This window comes from Streptomyces lucensis JCM 4490 (assembly GCF_014650035.1).
GTDB lineage: Bacteria > Actinomycetota > Actinomycetes > Streptomycetales > Streptomycetaceae > Streptomyces > Streptomyces lucensis.
In genome coordinates this window covers 1-20,559 of record NZ_BMUE01000031.1, presented here as the reverse complement: position 1 = coordinate 20,559, position 20,559 = coordinate 1, and the positions used below count along the sequence as shown (strand labels likewise).

Genomic DNA, 20,559 nt, shown 5'->3' with positions numbered 1-20,559 from the left:
CCGTCCCGTGGGCTTCCACGGCGTCGACCTGGTCGGGGGTGAGGTGGGCGTCGGCGAGTGCGGCGCGGATGACCCGCTGCTGCGACGGCCCGTTGGGCGCCGTGAGACCGTTACTGGCGCCGTCCTGGTTCACGGCCGAGCCGCGCAGTACCGCGAGCACCGGGTGACCGTTGCGCCGGGCGTCCGACAGGCGCTCCACCAGCAGCAGGCCGACGCCCTCGGCGAAGCCGGTGCCGTCGGCCGAGGCGGCGAACGCCTTGCAGCGCCCGTCCGACGACAGGCCGCGCTGGCGGCTGAACTCGATGAACGTCGCCGGTGTGGCCATGACGGTGACGCCGCCGGCGAGGGCGAGGTCGCACTCGCCGTTCCGCAGGGCCTGGGCGGCCAGGTGCAGGGCCACCAGCGAGGAGGAGCACGCCGTGTCGACACTCACCGCCGGACCCTCGAAGCCGAAGGTGTAGGCGATGCGGCCTGAGGCGACGCTGCCGTGGCTGCCGTTGCGGAGGTAGCCTTCCAGCTCCTCGGGTGCCTGCTGGAGCCTGCCGCCGTAGTCGCCGTACATGATGCCGGTGAAGACGCCGGTCCGGCTGCCGCGCAGGGTCTCGGGGTCGAGGCCCGCATGCTCCAGGGTCTCCCACGCGGCCTCCAGCAGCAGGCGTTGCTGGGGGTCGGTGGCGAGGGCTTCTCGGGGGCTCATGCCGAAGAAGCCGGCGTCGAAGTGGTGGGCCTCGTCGAGGAAGCCGCCGACGCGTGTGTAGACGGTTCCGGGGTGGTCGGGGTCGGGGTCGTAGAGGGCGTCCAGGTCCCATCCTCGGCCGGAGGGGAAGGTCGAGCGGGCCTCGCCGCCCTCCGCGACCAGCCGCCACAACGCCTCCGCGGAACCGATTCCGCCGGGGAACCGGCAGCCGATGCCGGTGATCACGACCGGGTCGCCGGAACGCGGGGCCGGCCGTGCCGGGATCGGCGAGGCCGGTGCGGCTCCGGTCAGCTCGCCGCACAGATGCCGGGCCAGGGCGGCGGGCGTCGGATGGTCGAAGACGAGCGTGGCCGGCAGCCGGACCCCGGTGGCCGCGGCCAGCCGGTTGCGCAGGTCGACGGCGGTCAGGGAGTCGAATCCCAGGTCCTTGAAAGCCCGTTCGTCGGGGACGCCGTCCGTGCCGCCATGTCCCAGCACCTCGGAGATCTGGCCGCGTACGAGGGCCAGGACCACGTCCTCCCGCTCCGCTTCCGTAAGGCTCTCCAGGCGGGCGCGCAGGGCGTTCGCCCCGGTGGCCGTGCCCGCTGTCGTCCGGCGTACGGTGCGTACCAGGCCGCGTAGCACGCCGGGCAGTGTTCCGGCGGTGGAACTCGTGCGCAGCGCGGCTGCGTTCAGCCGGACCGCCACCAGTGCGGCATCGTCCGTGGTGTGCGCGGCGTCGAAGAGTGACAGGCCCTCGTCCTCGGCGAGCGGTACGAGACCGGTGCGGGCCATGCGGGCACGGTCGGCGTCGCTCATCGAGGCGGTCATGCCGGAGGACCGTTCCCACAGACCCCAGGCGAGCGCTCTGCCGGGCAGGCCCAGGGCGCGGCGATGGTGGGCCAGGGCGTCCAGGAAGACGTTCGCCGCCGCGTAGTTGGCCTGGCCGGCACCGCCGATGGTGCCCACGACGGAGGAGAACAGCACGAATTCCGCGAGGGGGAGGTGGCGGGTGAGATCGTGCAGCAGCCAGGCCGCGTCGGCTTTGGCGCGCAGGACGTGGTCGATCCGGTCCGGGGTGAGGGAGCCGACGACGCCGTCGTCCAGGACGCCGGCCGCGTGCACCACCGCGGCGAGCGGGTGCTCGTCGGGCACGGACGCCAACAGCGCGGTGAGCGCCGCGCGGTCGGCCGTGTCGCAGGCGGCCACCGTCACCTGTGCGCCGAGTCCGGTCAGTTCCGCGACCAGCTCTTGCACGCCGTCGGCGGCGTCGCCGCTGCGGCTCGCCAGCAGCAGTCGGCGGGCGCCGTGCCCGGTGACGAGGTGCCGGGCGAGCAGCCCGCCGAGGGTTCCCGTGCCGCCGGTGATCAGCGTGGTGCCGCTCGCATACCCGGTGGCGCCCTCCGGGGACGTCTCCGCGTCGGTGGGGGCGGTCCCCCGCGTAGGCTCGGCCCGGACGAGCCGTGGGGCGTGGACCACTCCCGCGCGCACCGCCAGCTGGGTCTCGCCGCCCGCGAGCGCGGCGGTCACGGCAGGGACGTACGCGGCGTCCCAGGGGCCGTCGACGTCGAGGAGGGCGAAGCGGCCCGGGTGCTCGGTCTGCGCGGAGCGGACCAGACCCCACACGGGTGCCTCGGTGAGTCCGCGTACGTCCGGGGCGCCCTCGTGCTCCACGGCGGCGCTCGGTGTGCCGATCGCGTCGCGGGTGACGAACACCAGCCGGGAACCGGTGGGCAGAACCTCGTGGGCCAGCCATTCCTGGACCATGGCCAGGGCCTGGTGGGCGACGGCTCGCGACCGCTCCGCGACCGTCCGCGCGTCGAAGGCCGGCGGTTCGCCGGACGCGGAGACTTCACCGGACGCGGAGACGCAGGCGTACGCCGGTAGGGCCGCACCCTCCGCGTCCGGCGGTGACGTCACCGGGGAGGCGACGGCGTGGGCCCGCGTCCCGGCGCCCTCGCCGTCCGAGCCGGCCCCGGACACGGGGACGAAGACGTACGCCGGCGTCGTCCCGCCCTCTTCCACGGCGGCGGTGACGGCGGTGAGGAGGGCGGCCAGTTCCGCCGGACCCTCGGCGAACGCGACGTCCCGCGCTGCGAGCGGCCCGGCGGTGCCGTCCACCGGTGCCCAGACCGTCCGGTGCAGGGCCGCGAGCCGCGTGCCCGGGCCTTCGCCGAGCCGGTCCACGGCGGCAGGCCGCAGAACCAGGGAACCGACCGTCGCGACGGGCACCCCCGAGGGGGTGGCCAGGGCGAGCGTCACCGTGTCCTGTCCGGTCGCCGACCAGCGGACCCGTACGGCCTGTGAGCCGGTCGCGTGCACGGTGACGTCGCTCCAGGCGAAGGGCAGACTCAGCCGGCCCGCGTCGTCCGCGCGGAGCGGGCCGCCGGCCACGGCCAGCGCGTGGAGCGCGGCATCGAGCAGCGCGGGGTGGAGGACGAACTTCGCCGCGTCCACGCGCTGTTCGTCGGGCAACGCCACCTCCGCGTACACGGTGTCGCCGTGGCGCCAGACGGCCCGCAGCCCCTGGAACGCGGGCCCGTACTCGTAACCTTCGTCCAGCAGCCGTTCGTACAGCTCGTCGACCGCGACGGGAGTCGCACCGGGCGGGGGCCAGGCCTCACCGGGCTCCGGCGGCCGCTCCTCACCCACGACGAGCGAGCCGGTCGCGTGCCGGATCCACCCAGGCTCCTCCTCCTCGGCGGCGGAGGACTCCGGCCGTGCGTGCACCGTGACCGGACGCCGCCCGGACCCGGACGCGTCCGGCGGGCCCACCACTACCTGCATCCGGACCTCCCCGCGCTCGGGCAGCACCAGCGGGCTCTCCAGCGTGAGATCGTCGAGGCGGTCGCAGCCGGCGTGCCCGGCGGCGCACAGCGCGAGTTCGACGATGGCGGTGCCGGGGACGACCACGGTTCCGGACACCGCGTGGTCCTCGAACCAGGGGTGGGTCCGGCGGGAGAGGCGCCCGGTCAGCACGAGCCGTTCCTCCTCGGCGAGCTCCACCGCGGCAGAGAGCAGCGGGTGACCGGGGTCGGACAGGCCGAGGCCCGCCACGGAACCGGCCGCCGCCGGAGCGGTGAGCCAGTGCCGTTCGCGGCGGAAGGCGTAGGTGGGCAGATCGACCGTGCGGGCCGCCGCGTCGCAGGCGGTGCGCCAGCGCACGTCCGTGCCGTTGACATGCACCTCGGCGAGCGACGCGAACAGCCGCCGCAGGCCGCCCTCGTCCCTGCGCAGCGAGCCCGTCACCACGGCCGGCGAAGCCGCCTCACCGGCCTCCCGGTCGCTCGCGACGGCGTCGGCGGTCTCCTGGACGCCCACCGTGAGCACGGGATGCGGGCTCGACTCCACGAACACCCCGTACCCGTCGCGCAACAGGGCCCGGGTGGCACGCTCGAACTCCACGGTCTCGCGCAGATTGCGGTACCAGTAGTCCGCGTCCAGTCCGCTCGTGTCGACCGGTTCCCCGTACACCGTGGAATAGAAGGCGACGTCGCAGGCGCGTGGTGCGATCCCGGACAGCAGGTCCGCGAGACGCTCCCGGATGGCCTCCACATGGTGCGAGTGCGAGGCGTAGTCGACGGGGATCCGGCGCGCCCGCACCCCGTCCGCCGCGCACTCCGCGAGCAGTTCGTCCAGGGCCTCGGGGTCACCCGAGACGACGGTGGAGGCGGGTCCGTTCACGGTCGCGACGCCCAGGCGGCCCCGCCGGCCGGCGAGGCGGGTGCGCACCTCGGCGGCCGGCAGCGGCACGGAGACCATGCCGCCGGTCCCGGCGAGGGCGACCAGAGCCTGGCTGCGCAGCGCGACGACACGGCAGGCGTCGTCGAGTGTCAGCGCTCCGGCGACACAGGCCGCGGCGATCTCACCCTGGGAGTGGCCGACGACGGCGTCGGGCAGCACACCGAAGGAACGCCACAGCTCGGCGAGGGACACCATCACGGCGAACAGCACGGGCTGCACCACGTCGACGCGATCCAGGCGCGGAGCCCCCTCGCGGCCACGCAGCACGTCGACGAGCGACCAGTCGACGTACGCCGACAACGCCGCCGCGCACTCCTCGATCCGCCCGGCGAAAACCGGTGCGGAGTCGAGGAGTTCGACGGCCATGCCGGCCCACTGGGAGCCCTGGCCGGGGAAGACGAACACGGTCCCGCCCAGCGCGCGTGCCCGGCCGCGCACGACCCCGGGTGCCGATTCGCCGCGGGCGAGCGCGTCGAGGGCGTCCAGTAGCCCGGCGCGGTCCGCGGCCACGACGACGGCGCGCTCCTCGAACGCCGTGCGCGTGGTCGCGAGCGAGAGGCCGACGTCGGCGGGGGAGACCTCCGGGACCGACGTCAGCAGCTCGAGCAGCCGCTCGGCCTGCGCGGCCAGGGCCTGCCCGGACCGCGCCGACACCGGCCAGGCCCACACCCGGGCCGGGGGCGGTTCGGCTCCCGCGCCCTCGCGCTGCTCCGTCCGAACGTCCGCGGGCCCGGACGCGGGCCCGGCGTCCTGCGCATCCCGCACCGGCGGCGCCTGCTCCAGCACGAGATGGGCGTTGGTGCCGCTGATGCCGAACGAGGACACCGCCGCCCTGCGCGGGCGCTCGCTCTCCGGCCACGGGCGGGCCTCGGTGAGCAGCCGGACCGCGCCCGCCGACCAGTCGACGTGCGGTGTGGGTTCGTCGGCATGCAGGGTCCCGGGCAGGACGCCGTGGCGCAGGGCCATGACCATCTTGATGAAGCCGCCGACACCTGCCGCCGCCTGGGCGTGCCCGATGTTGGACTTCAACGACCCCAGCCACAAGGGGCGTTCGGGTGCGCGGCCGTGACCGTACGTGGCCAGCAGGGCCCCCGCCTCGATGGGGTCGCCCAGCTTCGTCCCGGTGCCGTGGGCCTCCACCACGTCGATCTCGTCGAAGGCCAGGCCACCGGCCGCCAGCGCCTGCCGGATCACCTCCTCCTGGGCCGGACCGTTCGGCGCCGCCAGACCGTTGCTCGCCCCGTCCTGATTGACCGCCGAACCGCGGACGACGGCGAGGACGCGGTGGCCGTGGCGCCGCGCGTCGGAGAGCCGCTCCAGCACCACCATGCCCGCGCCCTCGGCCCAGCCGGTGCCGTCGGCCGACGCCGCGAACGCCTTGCACCGTCCGTCGCGGGACAGCCCGCGCTGGCGGCTGAACTCCACGAACATGCCCGGTCCGGCCATCACCGTCACCCCGCCGGCCAGCACCAGCGAGCACTCGCCGTGCCGCAGGGCCTGGGCCGCCAGGTGCAGCGCGGTCAACGACGACGAGCACGCGGTGTCCACCGTGACGGCGGGGCCGCGCAGCCCGAGGGTGTAGGCGATCCGGCCCGAGGTGACACTGGGGGTGGTGCCGGTGAGCAGGTAGCCGTCCAGCCCTTCGGCGCCCTCGGACAGGCGCGGCCCGTACTCCTGGGCGGTGGCGCCGACGAAGACCCCGGCCGCCGTGCCCGCCAGGGCCCGCGGGTCGATGCCCGCGCGTTCCAGCGCCTCCCACGACGTCTCCAGGAGCAGCCGCTGCTGCGGGTCCATCGCGGCGGCCTCGCGCGGGCTGATGCCGAAGAAGCCGGGGTCGAACAGGTCGGCGTCGTAGAGGAAGCCGCCCTGCCGGACGTAGGAGGTGCCAGGCGTCTCCGGGTCGGGGTCGTAGAGCGCGTCCAGATCCCAGCCCCGGTTGTCGGGCAGCGGCCCGATCGCGTCCCGGCCCTGTGCGACCAGCTCCCACAGCCGTTCGGGCGAGTCCGCACCGCCGGGGAAGCGGCACGCCATGCCGACCACGACGACCGGATCGTCGGCCACCGCCGCGGACACCGGGCGTGCGGCGGCGGGCGCCGCGCCGGAGGCGTCGAGTCCGGCCTGCAACCGGTCGACCAGCGCACGGGGCGTGGGATGGTTGTAGAGCAGGGCGGCGGGCAGGCTTAGGCCGGTGACCGCGCCGAGCCGGTCGCGCAGCTCCACCGCGGACGCCGAGTCGAAACCGAGATCCCTGAAGGAACGGTCGGTGTCGACCGCGTCGGAGGTCAAGTGCCCCAGCGCGATCGCGACCTGGGTCCGCACCAGTTCGTGGAGGGTACGCTCGCGCTCGGACCGGGACAGTCCCGCGACCTGCCGGCGCCAGGCACCCGGTCCGTCCGCGCCACCGGACCGCGCGTCGGGAGACCCGACGTCGTCGGACTCCGCGACGGCGGCCCCGGCGCCGCCCGCCTCCGGGCCGGGGGGCCCGGCGTCACCGGTCGGCGCGTTCACGGTCCCGGCGTCACCGGGCTCCGCGTTCACGGTCCCGGCCCCGCCACCCTCATCCCCCCGCACCCGCGGCCAGTACCGGCGCCGCTGGAAGGCGTACGTCGGCAACGGGACCCGGCGCGGCTCCCACGGCGCGAGGACGGGCTGCCAGTCCACCGGCACCCCGTGCGCATGGAGCCGGGCGAGCGCGGTGAGGACCGCCTCCGGTTCCGACCGGCCCGGCCGCACGGTCGCCGCGAGCAGCGGGCCGGCACCGTCCGTACCGTCCGTGCCGGCACCGTCCGTATCAGCACCGGCCGTACCGTCCGCGCCGGCCAGGCACTCCCCGGCCATACCGGTGAGGACGCCACCCGGGCCCAGCTCCAGAAAGGCCGTCGCGCCGTGTTCGCGCAGGGCCAGGACGCCGTCGTGGAAACGGACCGCCTCGCGTACATGACGCACCCAGTACTCGGGTGAGTCCACCTGACCCGCTGCCGCCGGCCGTCCCGTGAGATTGGAGACGACGGGTATGCGCGGCGCCGCATAGCCCAGTCCGCGCGCGATCCGCTCGAACTCCGCCAGCATCGGCTCCATGCGCGCGGAGTGGAACGCGTGACTCACCCGCAGCCGCCGCACCTTCCGGCCCTCGCCCCGCCAGTGGACGGCCAGCCCCGTCACCGGCTCCTCGTCGCCGGAGATCACCACGGAGCGGGGGCCGTTGACCGCTGCGATCGCGACCCCGCCGATCCGGCCGGCGATGCTCTGTGCGACCTCCTCCTCGGACGCCTCGACGGCGGCCATGGCGCCGCCCTCCGCGAGCGCCTCCATCAGCCGGCCGCGCGCCGCGACCAGCGCTGCCGCGTCGGGCAGGGACAGCACCCCGGCGACATGGGCGGCGGTCAGCTCGCCGATGGAGTGGCCCAGCACGATGTCCGGGGTCACCCCCCAGTGCTGGAAGAGCCGGAACAGCGCGGTCTCGACCGCGAACAGGGCGGCCTGCGTATGGGCGGTCCGGTCGAGCAGGCCGGCACCGGCGCTGCCCTCCCGTGCGAACACCACCTGCTTGAGAGGAAGCTCCAGCAGCGGATCCAGGTGGTCGCACACGTCGTCGAAGGCCTGGGCGAACGCGGGATACGCGGCGTGCAGCCCGCTGCCCATGCCCGGGTACTGACTGCCCTGCCCCGTGAACAGTGCGGCCAGGCCGCCGGCCCCGGCGGTACGTCCCCGCACGACGCCCGCCGCGGGAATGCCTTCGGCGAGGTCGCGCAGGCCGCGCAGCAGGCCCTCGCGGTCGTGGCCCAGTACGACGGCACGGTGCTCGAAGGCGGTGCGCGTAGAGGCGAGGGACCAGCCGATGTCGGCGGGCCGGTCATCGGGCCGCTCGCACACCCAGGTCTCCAGGGCCGCCGCCTGCCCGCGCAAGGCGGCGGCGTCACGGGCGGAGACCAGCCAGGGCAGGGGAACTCCCGGTTCCTCCACGGACGGGCCCGAACCGCCGGTTCCGGAGCCCCCGTCGGGGACCCGCGCGGTCGGACCGTCCCCGGTTTCCGGCACCCCGCGCTCCGCTTCCGGCACCCCGCGCTCCGCCGGTGCCCCGTGCTCCGGTTCCGGGGCCGTGCGCCCCGCCTGCGGCGTCTCGGCGAGGACGACGTGGCAGTTGGTGCCGCCCATGCCGAAGGAGCTGACTCCGGCGACGAGCGGCCGTTCGGGCGCGGGCCACGGACCCGACTCCGTCTGCACGTGCAGACCGAGCCCGTCGAGGTCGATGGCGGGGTGCGGCGAACGGAAGTTGAGGGAGGGCGCCAGACGCCGGTGCGCGATGCTCAGCACCGTCTTCACCAGGCCGGTGACACCCGCCGCGCCCTCCAGATGACCGACGTTGGTCTTCACGGAACCCACCCGCAGCGCGTTCCGCCGGGTGCGGCCGGCGCCGTGCACGGAGCCCAGCGCCGCCGCCTCGACGGGGTCGCCGACCCGGGTCCCGGTGCCGTGCAGTTCCACGTACTGCACCTCGTCCGGGGCGATCCCGGCACGTCGGCAGGCGGTGCGCAGCACGTCCTCCTGGGCCCGGCTGCTGGGCACGGTCAGCGCCCCGGACGCGCCGTCGTTGTTGACCGCGCTGCCCCGGATCACGCAGTAGACCCGGTCGCCGTCGGACAGCGCGCTCGACAGCGGCTTGAGCACCACCACCGCGCCGCCCTCACCGCGTACGTAGCCGTTGGCGCGGGCGTCGAACGTGTAGCACCGCCCGTCCGGCGACAAGGCGCCGAAGCCGGCCGCGCGGGCGGTGCTCTCCGGGCCGATGATGAGGTTGACGCCCCCGGCGAGGGCCAGGTCGGACTCGCCGGCACGCAGGCTCTCGCAGGCCAGATGGACGGCTACCAGCGACGACGACTGGGCGGCGTCCACCGTGAAGCTGGGGCCGCGCAGGCCGAGCGCGTACGAGACGCGGTTGGCCAGCAGTCCCCGGCTGGTTCCGGGCAGCGTGTGCGGGGTGAACTTCCCGCGGCGGTGACGTGAGAGCAGGCCCGCGTAGTCGTCACCGATGGCTCCGACGAAGACCCCGCCGGCCCCGGAACGCAGCGTGCCGGGCACGATGGCCGCGTCCTCCAGGGCCTCCCAGCTCAGTTCGAGCATCAGCCGCTGCTGCGGATCCATCTCCGTCGCCTCGCGCGGCGAGATGCTGAAGAACCCGGCGTCGAAGGCGTCCACATCGTCCAGGACGCCACCGTGTTCGATGCCCGCGGCGGCCGCCGCCTCGGTGCCGGGCGCGAGCCCGGTCTCACGGGCCCAGCGAGCCCCCAGGGTGCGTGTGACGGCGCTGGACCCCGACGACAGCAGCCGCCAGAACGACTCCGGGCCGGACGTCTGGGGAAGTCGGCAGGCCAGTCCGACGACCGCGATGGAACGGGAGAGTTCGTCCGCGTCGGACGACGCGGGAGTGTCGAGGCTCGACATCGCTGTGTGCGCCACCTTTTCTGTCCCCGTGTGCCTGCCGGTTCCACTCGGACGGAGGGCTGGCGCGTGCCGGCCGCACCGGTCCTGATCGTTCCCACCGCTCACTGACGGGCCCGGACCCCCTCGAACCCTCTCGGCCGATCCGGCCGATCCGGCCGATCCGGCCCGATGGAGCCGTACTCGCGGCCCGCCTTCCGACCGCCCCGGCCCGGCCCGATCCGGTCTGACTCGGCCCGACCCGGCCTGATCCAAACGAAAAGACCTAACCGTGCCCTTTGCGGCGGCTAAAGCGCCCTGGACGCGGCACCGAACCACGTCGTCAACGCGGACCGCAGGTCCTGGCGAGGGTCCGGTGGGGCCTGCCGGGCGGACATCGCCCACGCCACATGACCGTCGGGCCGGATCAGCAGCGCGTCGGCCGGCGGCGCGGGCTGCCCGCTGAGCGCGGCGACCACGTCCACACGGTCCTTCCAGCCCTCGGTCACGATGTCCTGCAGAGCCGTGTCCCCGGCGAGGTCGAGCAGCACGGGACGGCCGGCGCGCAGCAGTTCGGCGAGGCGAGTCGGCCCCTGCGTGGTGCGCAGCGCGAGGTCGGGCGCCCACCGGCCGAGCAGCGGGTGGACCTCACCACCGAGCGCCTGGCCCCCGTACCGGACGTCCTCGCCGTGCAGCCGCCCAGCGATGTGCTGGAGCGCCTGGGGCAGGCTCAGGACCTCCTCGAACAGATCGCGCAGGACCGCGGACTCCTCCCCGACGGCCATCAGGACGGACTGTGCCCTGGTGTGGGCCAGCACCTGCTCGCCCACGGCGTGCCGCTCGTCGTGGTACGTCTCCAGCAGGCCGGCGGGTGCCGTGCCGTTCACCTGCGCGGCCAGCTTCCAGCCCAGGTTCACCGCGTCCAGCATGCCGGTGTTCAGCGCCGAACCACCCGCCGGGAACAGATGGGCCGCGTCCCCGGCCACCATGACCCGGCCGGCCCGGTAGCGGTCGGCCAGCCGGCTGCTGGCCACCGTCCGCGACAGCCAGGACGGATCGCTCATCGGCAGGTCCGTGCCGAGGATCCGGCGGACGCTGGAGCGCAGCTCGCCCAGCGTCATCGGGGCGCCGGAATCCACGGGCAGCCGGTCGTTCTCGGCGGCCGTCACCACGTGCACGCCGGGCTTGAACGACATCAGCCCGATCTTGCCGCGCTCCGTGTACGTCCAGCCCAGGCGCAGCCGTCCGGCGCCCGGCACCTGCACCTCCCCGGTCTCCGGCACGAGCAGTGAGGCGGGCAGTGAGACGTGCCCGATGCGGGTCACCAGCGAACCGGTGGAGCCCGGGAAACCGATGCCCGCCTGTTTGCGCACGGTGCTGTGCGCGCCGTCGCAGCCGACCACGTAGGCGGCGCGCAGCACCCCGCCGCCGCCGGGGCCCTGGATCTCCAGGGTCACCCCCTGGTCGTCCTGCGAGAGGGCCACGACGCGTTGCCCGCGGCGGATCTCGGCACCCAGCGCGACGGCGTCCTCGGCCAGCAGGCCCTCCAGGCGGGGCTGCGGGATCACCAGCAGGTGCAGCGGATTGTGCTCCAGGGCCGACAGGTTCAGCGGGACCGCGCCGAAGTAGAACGAGGGGGCCGGGCCCACGTGCCGGGACCCCTCCGCGAAACGGTCGAGCAGCCCCCGGTAGTCCAGCAGCTGTACGATCCGGCCGACCAGCCCGTTGGCCTTCGGCTCGGTCCGCGGCTCGCTGTGCTGCTCGAGGACGATGGGGCGCACACCGGCCAGAGCCAGCTCGTAGGCCAGCATCAGCCCCGTCGGGCCACCGCCGACCACCACGACGTCTGAAGTCATCGGGGTCTTCCGCTCTCTCTCGGGGCTGTCGGTTCCCCGCATGGTCCGCAGCGCCGCTAAAAACGCTCTAGGGCACGTCTTGGAGCGGCCGCCCTCGCGCCCCGGATTAGCCGTGCTTTGGCGCAGGTTCAGTTCCCGCGGATCGTATGGAGCCCGCTCGGCCCTCCTCCCCTCGTGCGCCCGCAGGCCACGGGCGGGGCATCATCCGGCGCCGGCCACCGGCGGGGACACGGAGAAACCCATGCGCGTGCTGTTCATCCCCCTGGCCGCGGCCAGCCACTACTATCCGATGGTGCCGCTGGCGTGGGCCCTGCGGGCCGCCGGTCACGAGGTGTGCGTCGCGGCCCAGCCCGCGGTGGCGGACGCCGTGGTGCGGTCGGGCATGCAGATCTGCCCGGTGGGCGCCTCCTTCGACCTGCTCGGCGGTCTCGGCGAGGCCCAGCAGGAGCTGCGCCGGGAGACCGGCCGCAGCCTCGCCGGCTTCGGGGAGATGACCGCCATCCCCGAGGACGTGCGCCGCCGGTTCGTCGCGGCGCGCAACGCCGCCCACACCGGCGCGGCCGCCGCGATGGCCGGCGAACTCGTCGCGTTCGCCGGGCACTGGCGCCCGGACGTGATCGTCGGCGACGTGGTGGCGCTGGCCGGACCGCTCCTCGCCGGCGTACTGGACGTCCCCCTCGTCTACCAGGCGTGGGGGCCGCAGCTTCCGGCCATGGCCCGCTTCCCGGGGCACGGCGCACCCGTGGAGACCTGGCCCGGAGAACTGCGGGCGCTGTACGAGAGGTTCGGCGTGCCGCCGCGCCCCGTCGCCGGGGCGCTCACGGTCGACCCGTGCCCGCCGAGCCTGCACGTGCACGAGCTGCCCCACCGGCTGGTCACCCGCTTCGTGCCGTACAACGGTTCCGCGGTGATCCCCGACTGGCTGCGCACACCGCCCCGGCGCCCGCGCGTCGGCGTGTCGTGGAGCGTCTCCAACTTCGCCCATCTCGCCGGCCAGAAGGCGCCGCTGGCCACGGTGGTCGAGGCCCTGGACGGCCTCGACGCCGACCTGGTGGTCACCGCCGCGGCCCAGGACCGCGACCACCTCGGCCCGGTCCCGGCGGGCGTCCGCGTCGAGGAGGGCCTGCCGCTCAACCTGCTCGCCGCCACCTGCTCCGCCGTCGTCGACCACGCCGGCGCCGGCACCATGCTGACGGTCGCCGCCGCCGGCGTGCCGCAGGTGATGCTGCCCCAGGAGCCGGGCCAGCTGCGCAACGCGGAGACCGTGGCCGCCGTCGGGGCCGGCATCCTGATCCGCGGCCCGCAGACGGATCCCGCCCGGATCCGTACGGCCGTCGAGGACCTGCTCACCGAAGGCCACTGGACCGAGGCCGCGCGCAAGCTGCGCGACGAGAACGCCGCCCAGGCCACCCCCGCGCAGGCCGCCCGGGTGATCGCGGACCTGGTGGCCGCACGCACGTGAGCCGCCCCGCGCATGCCCGCGGCCACGGCACGGAGCCCGGCGGGCGGGACATCACGACCGGCCCGCCCCGGCCCGCAACGTCCCGTCTGAGAAGGATTGGTGTGAGAGACCCCGATGAAATCCCTCGTCCTGTCGGGCGGCACCGGATCGCGGTTGCGTCCGCTCAGCCACAGCATGCCCAAGCAACTGGTGCCCGTCGCCAACAAGCCCGTGCTCTTCCACGCCCTTGAGGCACTCGCCGACGCCGGCGTCACCGAGACCGGCATCATCGTCAACGCCGGGAACACCACCATCCCCGCCGCGGTGGGCGACGGTTCACGCTTCGGCATGGCCGTCACCTACCTGCCGCAGGACTCCCCGCGGGGCCTGGCGCACTGTGTCCTGATCGCCCGCGACTTCCTCGCCGACGACGACTTCGTGATGTACCTGGGCGACAACATCTTCGCCTCCGGCATCAGCGAGGAACTGGAGGCCTTCCGCCGGAACCGGCCCACGGCCCAGCTGCTGCTGTCGAAGGTCTCCAACCCCAGCGCGTACGGCATCGCCGAACTGGACGGCCGGGACCGGATCACCGCCCTGGAGGAGAAGCCCGCCCGGCCCCGCAGCGACCTCGCCGTCACCGGCGCCTTCTGCTTCACCCCGGAGATCCACGAGGCCGTGCGCAACACCAAGCCCAGCTGGCGGGGCGAGCTGGAGATCACGGACGCGGTCCAGTGGCTGGTGAGCCACGACCGCGACGTGCGCGGCACGGTCTACCCGGGGTTCTGGAAGGACACCGGAACCCTGCACGACCTCCTCGACTGCAACCGCGTCCTGCTGGAGGCCGTCGAACCCGGCGTCCAGGGCACCGTCGACACGCTCAGCAGGGTGTACGGGCCCGTCGTGGTCGAGGCGGGCGCGCGCATCGAGCGCTCGGTCCTCGTCGGTCCGACGGTCATCGGTGCCGGGAGCATCGTCGAGGACAGCTACGTGGGCGCGTTCAGCTCGCTCGGCCGGGGCTGCCGACTGCAGGACGCGGGCGTGGAGTCGTCCATCATCCTCGACCACGCCGCCGTCCACGGAGTCCGTACACTGCACGACTCCATCGTCGGGAAGGGCGGCGAGGTGCGCCTGTGCGCCGACTCCCTGCCCAGGCACCGGCTGATGGTCGGAGACGACTGCCGTATCGAGATCCCCGCGTGAAGGGCTCAGGGCCATGAAGTACTTCGTCACCGGCGGCGCCGGATTCATCGGCGGCCACTACGTGCGCGCCCTCCTCGCCGGCCGTTATCCGGGCACCGCCGGCTGCGAGGTCACCGTTCTGGACAAGCTCACCTACGCGGCCGATCCCCACGGCCTTCCCCTGGACGACCACCGGCTGACCTTCGTGCGGGGCGACGTCTGCGACGCGGGCCTGCTGGCGGAGCTGCTGCCCGGACACGACGCGGTGGTGCACTTCGCCGCCGAGTCGCACGTGGACCGCTCGCTCGCCGACGGCACGCCCTTCGTGCGCACGAACGTGCTCGGCACCCAGATCCTGCTGGACGCCTGCGCACGCGCCGGCGTCCCGCGCTTCCTGCACGTCTCCACCGACGAGGTCTACGGCTCGCTGCGGCACGGCTCCTGGACCGAGGACACCCTCCTCGAACCCAACTCGCCGTACGCGGCCTCCAAGGCGGCGAGCGACATGATGGCCCGCGCCTACTGGCGCAGCGGCGGCGTCGACGTGTCCGTCACGCGGTGCTCCAACAACTACGGCAGCCACCAGTTCATCGAGAAACTCATCCCGCTGTTCGTGACCAACCTGCTGGACGGCCTCGACGTACCCCTGTACGGGGACGGTCACCACGTGCGCGAGTGGCTGCACGTCGAGGACCACTGCCGTGCCCTGCAGCTGGTGCTCACCGACGGGCGCGCGGGGGAGATCTACAACATCAGCGCCGGGACCGGGCTGACCAACCGGGAACTGACGGAACGTCTGCTGGCGCTCTGCGGAGCCGACTGGAGCCGGGTGCGCCAGGTACCCGACCGGACGGCCCACGACGAACGGTACTCCGTGGACACCGCCAAAATCCGTGAGGAGCTGGGGTTCGTGCCGCGGATCCCGCTGGAGGAGGGCCTGGCCGGCGTGGTGGCCTGGTATCGCGACAACCGCGCCTGGTGGGAGCCGCTGCGCGCGCGTGCGGCCCTGCCGGCCTGAATCGAAGTCCACGGGCCGTGGGCGCGGCATCGCTGCCGCGCCCACGGCCCGTGGACGTTCTGAAGAACCGGTCGAACGGCCTTTTTACCGGGCACTTTTCAAGCCACCTTTCGTGGCGTGAACGCGGAAAACAGAAAGGATTCCCGTTTCAAATGCCGGGTCCGCCTTATCGGTGCCCTTGACGCCGCGCGGACCAGCGTGCGGCGGCCGGAATTCATCGCTTTCCGGCAGGGGATCGCGAGACGGGTGACGCGATGGCTCAGGATCGACGTACCCGGCCCTGACCAGTATGTTCTCATGGCCGACGCTGCCGCGGGCGGGCGGCTGCCAGGACTGGAGCAGTCCCGGAGAGTAAAATCTTGGTATCGCGTTAAATGACGGTCAATCAATTCACAAGCCCCTGGTCACCCTGTGACGCCCAGCTAGGCAACGTATTTCGCACGAAACTGGAGCGCCCCATTCCGACTCGTCGCGGGTGAGGGCTGTTGCTCATTGATCTCCGCCCTGTGCATCATCATGTAGGAATCAAACGCATGAGTGGCGGGGGCTTATGGCGGATTGTTCACACACCGGCTCGGGCTGTGCGCTGTTCCGATGCGCCGCCCGGTACTCGCGTCCGGCCGGTCCGCGCCGGCCCCGCGCCCGCGTTTTCGGCGATCCGAGCGGGTGTGCGTGGGGCCGGCCCTCATGGATGGCCGAAGAGTCACGCCAAGTCCGGGAGAGGGGAATGGTTGTTGTGTTCAAGGTCGTCGTTCTGTAAGTATTTACCGCAGAGAGGCGACGGGCGACCGCGGGAGCGGGCCACTCGCCGAACCGGGGGCATGAGGAGCGCGACGCACCGCGTGTGGTCGACGGAGTCCACTCACAGCGGTCGCCCCCGGCCGTCTTCTCCGGAAGATGCCGCCGAACGAAGGGGCGGCATCGTTGTCATGCGCTTCTGACGAAGGGATAAGAGTTGTCTCCTACCCCTGACGTGACGAATTCGTGGATCCGGCGCCTCCGGCCCCGCCCGGACGCCGCGGTCCGGCTCGTGTGCTTCCCGCACGCGGGTGGCTCGGCCACCTACTACCACCCCCTCGCCCACTCACCCTCACTGACACCGGCGGCCGAGGTGCTCGCCGTGCAGTACCCGGGCCGGCAGGACCGGCGCAGGGAACCACTCGTCGACAGCCTCTCCCTCCTCGCCGACCAGGCCGCCACCGCCCTGGAGCCATTGGCCGATCGCCCGCTCGTCCTCTTCGGACACAGCATGGGCGCGACCCTGGCCTACGAAGTGGCGCGCCGCCTCGGCGCCCGGCGTCCTGCCGGCGAACCACGCTGGCTGCTCGTCTCCGGACGCCGGGCGCCTTCCCGGTTCCGCGGGGGAACGGTTCATCTGCGCACCGACACGGAGCTGGTCGAGGAACTGCGCCGGGTCGGCGGCACCGACCCCGCCTTCCTCGACGACCCGGAGCTGCTGGAGACGATCCTTCCGGTCGTCCGCAACGACTACCGCGCCATCGAGGGATACCGGTGGACTCCGGTGCCGCCCCTGACGTGTCCCATCACCGCCCTGGTCGGCGACCGGGACCCGCAGACCACCCTCGACGAGGCCGCCGCATGGAAGCAACACACCAGCGGAGCTTTCGAGTTGCGGGACTTCGCCGGTGGCCACTTCTATCTGGACGCCCACCGGCAAGGCGTGGCGGACGCCGTCTCCCGGGTTCTGGAGCGCGTGGCCCGTCCGATGGAAACGCTTGGAGGCAACGGACGATGAGGTACGAGATGCTCGGTCCGCTCCGCGTCGTGGACGGGAACCGCTGCTCCTTCGTGAACGCGCGCAAGGTGGAGATCCTCTTCTCGGTCCTGCTCATCCGGGCCGAGCAGGTGGTCTCCTCGGAGCAGCTCATGACGGAGATTTGGGGCGAGGACCTGCCCCGCCGGGCCACCGCGGGGCTGCACGTCTACATCTCCCAACTGCGCAAGTTCCTCAAGCGCCCTGGCCGGTCGGGCAGTCCGGTGGAGACCCGCGCACCGGGATACGTGCTGCACATCGGCGACGACGAGATAGACGCCCACGTCTTCCCCCAGCGGGTCGAGGAGGGGCGGATGCTGCTCAGGCAGGGCCGGTACGAGGAGGCCACCCGGTGCTTCGAGGGGGCCCTCGACCTGTGGCGGGGGCCGCTCACGGGCCCCGGCGGCAACGGCCGGGACACCAACGGCCCGATCATCGACGGATTCTCCACCTGGCTCACCGAGACCCGCCTGGAGTGCCAGGAGATGCTCGCCGACTGCCGGCTCCACGTCGGACGCCACCGCGAGACCGTGGGGACGCTCTACGCCCTCACGGCCGAGAACCCGATGCGGGAGACCTTCTACCGCCAGCTGATGCTGGCGCTGTACCGGTCCGAACGGCAGGCCGACGCGCTCAAGGTCTACCAGTCGGCGCGCCGGACGCTGAAGGACGAGCTGGGTCTGGAACCGGGCCGCGCGCTGCAGGAGCTGCAGCGCGCCATACTCGCCGGGGACAACCGGCTGATGGCGGTGCCTGCCGTCGGTTCCGACAGATGACCGCCGGGCCCGCTCATGTCCCGGCCTTCCGAGTCGCCACGTCCCCGCGTCCATGAGGCTCCGGCTCCTCCACCCCCGTTCACCGCGCCGACTTCCCCCCGCGTACCGGAGACGACAGCCGGTGCGGCGGAGGGAGTGGCGTGGTGGGAAGGAAGGGAGGGGCGCGACGGGGGATTCGACACCCCTCCCTTCCGGTCAGAGGGCAGGGACGGAAGCCTGCCCGGCCTGTTGCTGCTGGGACGGCTTGCCGGACGGGATGAACAGCGCCAGCAGCACGGACACGACGACGAAGCCGATGACCCACCAGAAGGTGACGCCGTAGGCGCCCGCCAGGCTGTCGGGGGTGAGCTTCCTCGTCCTGATGAGGTGGTCCATGCGGTTCTGCGCCACGAGGATGAGCACGGCCGAACCGAACGAGGAGCCGATCTGCATGATGATCCGGTTGGCGGCACTGGCCCGCGGGATCACCGGCCCGGGGATGTCGCGGATGGCCCCGGCCATCGCGGGCGCCATCACCATGCCGGTGCCGGCACCGCAGAGCGCCAGCGCGACGCCGAGGAGGGCGACGTTGGTGTCGTCCGCGAGTTGCGTGCACACCAGGGCGCCGACCGCGGTGAGCGTCAGCCCGCTGATGACGAGCAGCCGCGGCGAGGTCCGGTCCGCGAGCCGGCCGACGACGAGCAGCGAGACGGCCATGCCGACGCCCTGCGGAGCGAGCAGCAGACCGGCCTCCAGCGCGCTGTGCCCGCGCACCTGCTGGAAGTAGAGCGGCAGCACGCCCACCGCGCCGAACAGCGCCACACTCGCGAAGAACAGGACGGCCGACGAGGACAGGAAGCTGCGGACCTTGAGCAGCCTCAGATCGAGGATGGGATTGTCGGTGCGCAGCGCGTGCACCGCGAACGCGGCGAGCAGGGCGAGGCCGATGGCCAGCGGGATCATGACGTGACGGTCCGCGAAGGACCCGTACTTGCTGGCCTGGGTGAGGCCGAACACCACCACGGCGCAGGCGGGGGAGAGCAGCAGCAGGCCGAGCACGTCCAGGCGTCCCGCGGTGGGCGACGGCCGGGCCGGCATCGTCCGCCAGGCGATCACCAGGGCGGCGATGCACACCGGGATGTTGATGAAGAAGATCCACCGCCAGTTCCAGTCGTCGACGATGGCGCCACCCACCACCGGGCCGAGTACCGGCCCCAGTGCGGAGGGGATGCCCAGCACGCCCATGACGCGGCCGAGCCGGGCGGGGCCCGCCTCCTGCGCGAGGACCGCCATGCCGAGCGGCAGCACCATGCCGCCGCCGAGGCCCTGGACGACGCGGAACGCGATGAGGCTGTGCGCGTCCCAGGCGACGCCGCACAGCACGGACCCGACGAGGAAGAGGCTGATACTGGTGGTCCACATGGCCCGCGCGCCGAAGCGTTCCATGGCCCAGCCGGACAGGGCCATGACCGCTGCCATCGCCAGGAGGTACCCGGTGGTCACCCACTGGATGGTGAGCAGCGAGGTGTCGAACTCCTTGAGTAACGTGTTGTAGGCGATGTTGGTCATGGTCGCGTCCATCTGCATCATGATCGAGCCGAGTGCGACCGTGATCATGAGACTGACGAGCCCGGACGGCAGGCCGTCGCCTGTCCGGTCCTTGACCTCTGTGGTGGCGCTCATCGAGCGGTCTCCTTCAAATCCCAAAGTGTGCGGTAAATGTTTACTGCGCAGCGCTGGCGCGTGGACCCGGAGTCGAGCAGGGCACTACCGGGCCGCCGGGGCCGCGTCCGTTCGCGGGGCGCGGCCCCGGCGACTCGGCGTCACCGGGGAGGTTCGGGTGCTACACGGCCTGCGTGGGGCCGGTCATGCCGTCCAGGAGCTGTCCCAGTGTCAGCTCCCGGGTCTTCTCCACGCCGATCCCGGCCGTCTGGCGGCTCATCACGGCGTCCCCTCGGGGCCCGAGGATCGCGCCACCGATGAGGGCGCTCATGGCGACGCCGTGCGCGATCTCGAAGGGGCAGTCCTTGCGGAACACCCCTTCCTCCTGCCCGCGCTCGTACAGCTCCTGCAGTTCGGAGGGGAGGGCGTCCGCCGACGGCTGGGGCAGGGTCCGCCAGTCGTTCAGCGACTCGTGCAGCCACAGGCCCACCAGGGCCGGCTGACGGTTCAGGGCTTCGGCGAGGGCGGTGAGCGCCATGGCCATGCCTTCGTACGGCGGAAGCGCCGCGGCCCGCTGGAGTGCCGGGTGCCAGGCGTCGTGCAGCGCCGCCATCTGGTCCTCGAGGGCGGCCTTGTAGAGGCCTTCCTTGCTGCCGAAGTGGTGATAGATCATGCGCTCGTTGACGCCGGCCCGGTCGACGATCGCTTGGACGCGCGTGCCTCTCAGGCCGTACTGGGCGAACTCCTCGGCGGCTGCGGTGAGCAGCCGGGCCCTGCTTCCTGTCATGCAGTAAATACTTACAGATGCCGCTCCGCCGTGCAAGCGCCCGGACGCGCGGAGCCTTCGTGCAGGCCGCCAGGTCGTTAGTTCCGCTTAAGAACGGGTGCCGACGATGAGGCATGGCACCTACACGGAAATCGGCGCCGGAGCAGGCGGACGGACTGCGCGGCCACACCCGTGAGCTGCGGGCAATCCGTGCGCAGGCCGTGGCGGGTCCCAGCGAGAAGGCGACCGCGGCACAGCACGCCAAGG

The 20,559-nt window shown here is 73.0% G+C and carries 9 protein-coding genes; 5 read left to right on the top strand and 4 right to left on the bottom strand.

Annotated elements, in window-relative coordinates; translation table 11 throughout:
• Together IE177_RS35325 and IE177_RS34225 are read right to left on the bottom strand one after the other, a co-directional pair.
• A partial coding sequence (locus IE177_RS35325) for a type I polyketide synthase (RefSeq protein ID WP_229816407.1) occupies positions 1-9,862 on the bottom strand: 9,862 nt, incomplete at its 3' end.
• Between the two features lie 284 nt (positions 9,863-10,146).
• Positions 10,147-11,694, bottom strand: coding sequence for an FAD-dependent oxidoreductase (locus IE177_RS34225; RefSeq protein ID WP_190019392.1), 1,548 nt, complete (start codon positions 11,692-11,694; stop codon positions 10,147-10,149).
• A gap of 241 nt (positions 11,695-11,935) precedes the next feature.
• Between IE177_RS34225 and IE177_RS34220 the strand changes: the two genes are divergently transcribed.
• From IE177_RS34220 to IE177_RS34200, 5 genes are all read left to right on the top strand, one after another.
• Positions 11,936-13,156 carry a nucleotide disphospho-sugar-binding domain-containing protein gene (locus IE177_RS34220; RefSeq protein ID WP_190019391.1) on the top strand — a complete coding sequence of 407 codons (1,221 nt, stop codon included), beginning with the start codon at positions 11,936-11,938 and terminating at the stop codon, positions 13,154-13,156.
• 114 nt (positions 13,157-13,270) lie between these two features.
• A complete protein-coding gene (locus tag IE177_RS34215; RefSeq protein WP_190019390.1) occupies positions 13,271-14,338 on the top strand; it encodes a glucose-1-phosphate thymidylyltransferase in 1,068 nt (355 codons plus the stop codon).
• A gap of 13 nt (positions 14,339-14,351) precedes the next feature.
• On the top strand, positions 14,352-15,335 hold the full coding sequence (rfbB, locus tag IE177_RS34210) for a dTDP-glucose 4,6-dehydratase (protein WP_190019389.1): 984 nt from the start codon (positions 14,352-14,354) through the stop codon (positions 15,333-15,335).
• Positions 15,336-16,308: 973 nt separating this feature from the next.
• Positions 16,309-17,091, top strand: coding sequence for a thioesterase II family protein (locus IE177_RS34205; RefSeq protein ID WP_229816406.1), 783 nt, complete (start codon positions 16,309-16,311; stop codon positions 17,089-17,091).
• Positions 17,088-17,885, top strand: a complete 798-nt coding sequence (locus IE177_RS34200) for an AfsR/SARP family transcriptional regulator (protein ID WP_190019387.1) — start codon at positions 17,088-17,090, stop codon at positions 17,883-17,885. Before IE177_RS34205 ends, IE177_RS34200 begins: the two co-directional genes overlap by 4 nt.
• Before the next feature lie 195 nt (positions 17,886-18,080).
• Here the strand turns inward: IE177_RS34200 and IE177_RS34195 are convergent, their stop codons facing one another.
• Positions 18,081-19,547 (bottom strand): MDR family MFS transporter, encoded by a 1,467-nt coding sequence (locus IE177_RS34195; protein ID WP_190019386.1) that lies wholly within the window; start codon positions 19,545-19,547, stop codon positions 18,081-18,083.
• A gap of 160 nt (positions 19,548-19,707) precedes the next feature.
• Positions 19,708-20,313, bottom strand: a complete 606-nt coding sequence (locus IE177_RS34190; protein WP_190019385.1) for a TetR/AcrR family transcriptional regulator — start codon at positions 20,311-20,313, stop codon at positions 19,708-19,710.
• Positions 20,314-20,559: the final 246 nt, after the last annotated feature.

Excerpts from the sequence above, each read along its gene's own strand:
- IE177_RS34200 (WP_190019387.1), top strand. The coding sequence starts at position 17,088 with ATGAGGTACGAGATGCTCGGTCCGCTCCGCGTCGTGGACGGGAACCGC.
- IE177_RS34215 (WP_190019390.1), top strand. The coding sequence starts at position 13,271 with ATGAAATCCCTCGTCCTGTCGGGCGGCACCGGATCGCGGTTGCGTCCG.
- IE177_RS34220 (WP_190019391.1), top strand. The coding sequence starts at position 11,936 with ATGCGCGTGCTGTTCATCCCCCTGGCCGCGGCCAGCCACTACTATCCG.
- IE177_RS34225 (WP_190019392.1), bottom strand. The coding sequence starts at position 11,694 with ATGACTTCAGACGTCGTGGTGGTCGGCGGTGGCCCGACGGGGCTGATG.
- IE177_RS34190 (WP_190019385.1), bottom strand. The coding sequence starts at position 20,313 with ATGACAGGAAGCAGGGCCCGGCTGCTCACCGCAGCCGCCGAGGAGTTC.
- IE177_RS34195 (WP_190019386.1), bottom strand. The coding sequence starts at position 19,547 with ATGAGCGCCACCACAGAGGTCAAGGACCGGACAGGCGACGGCCTGCCG.
- rfbB (WP_190019389.1), top strand. The coding sequence starts at position 14,352 with ATGAAGTACTTCGTCACCGGCGGCGCCGGATTCATCGGCGGCCACTAC.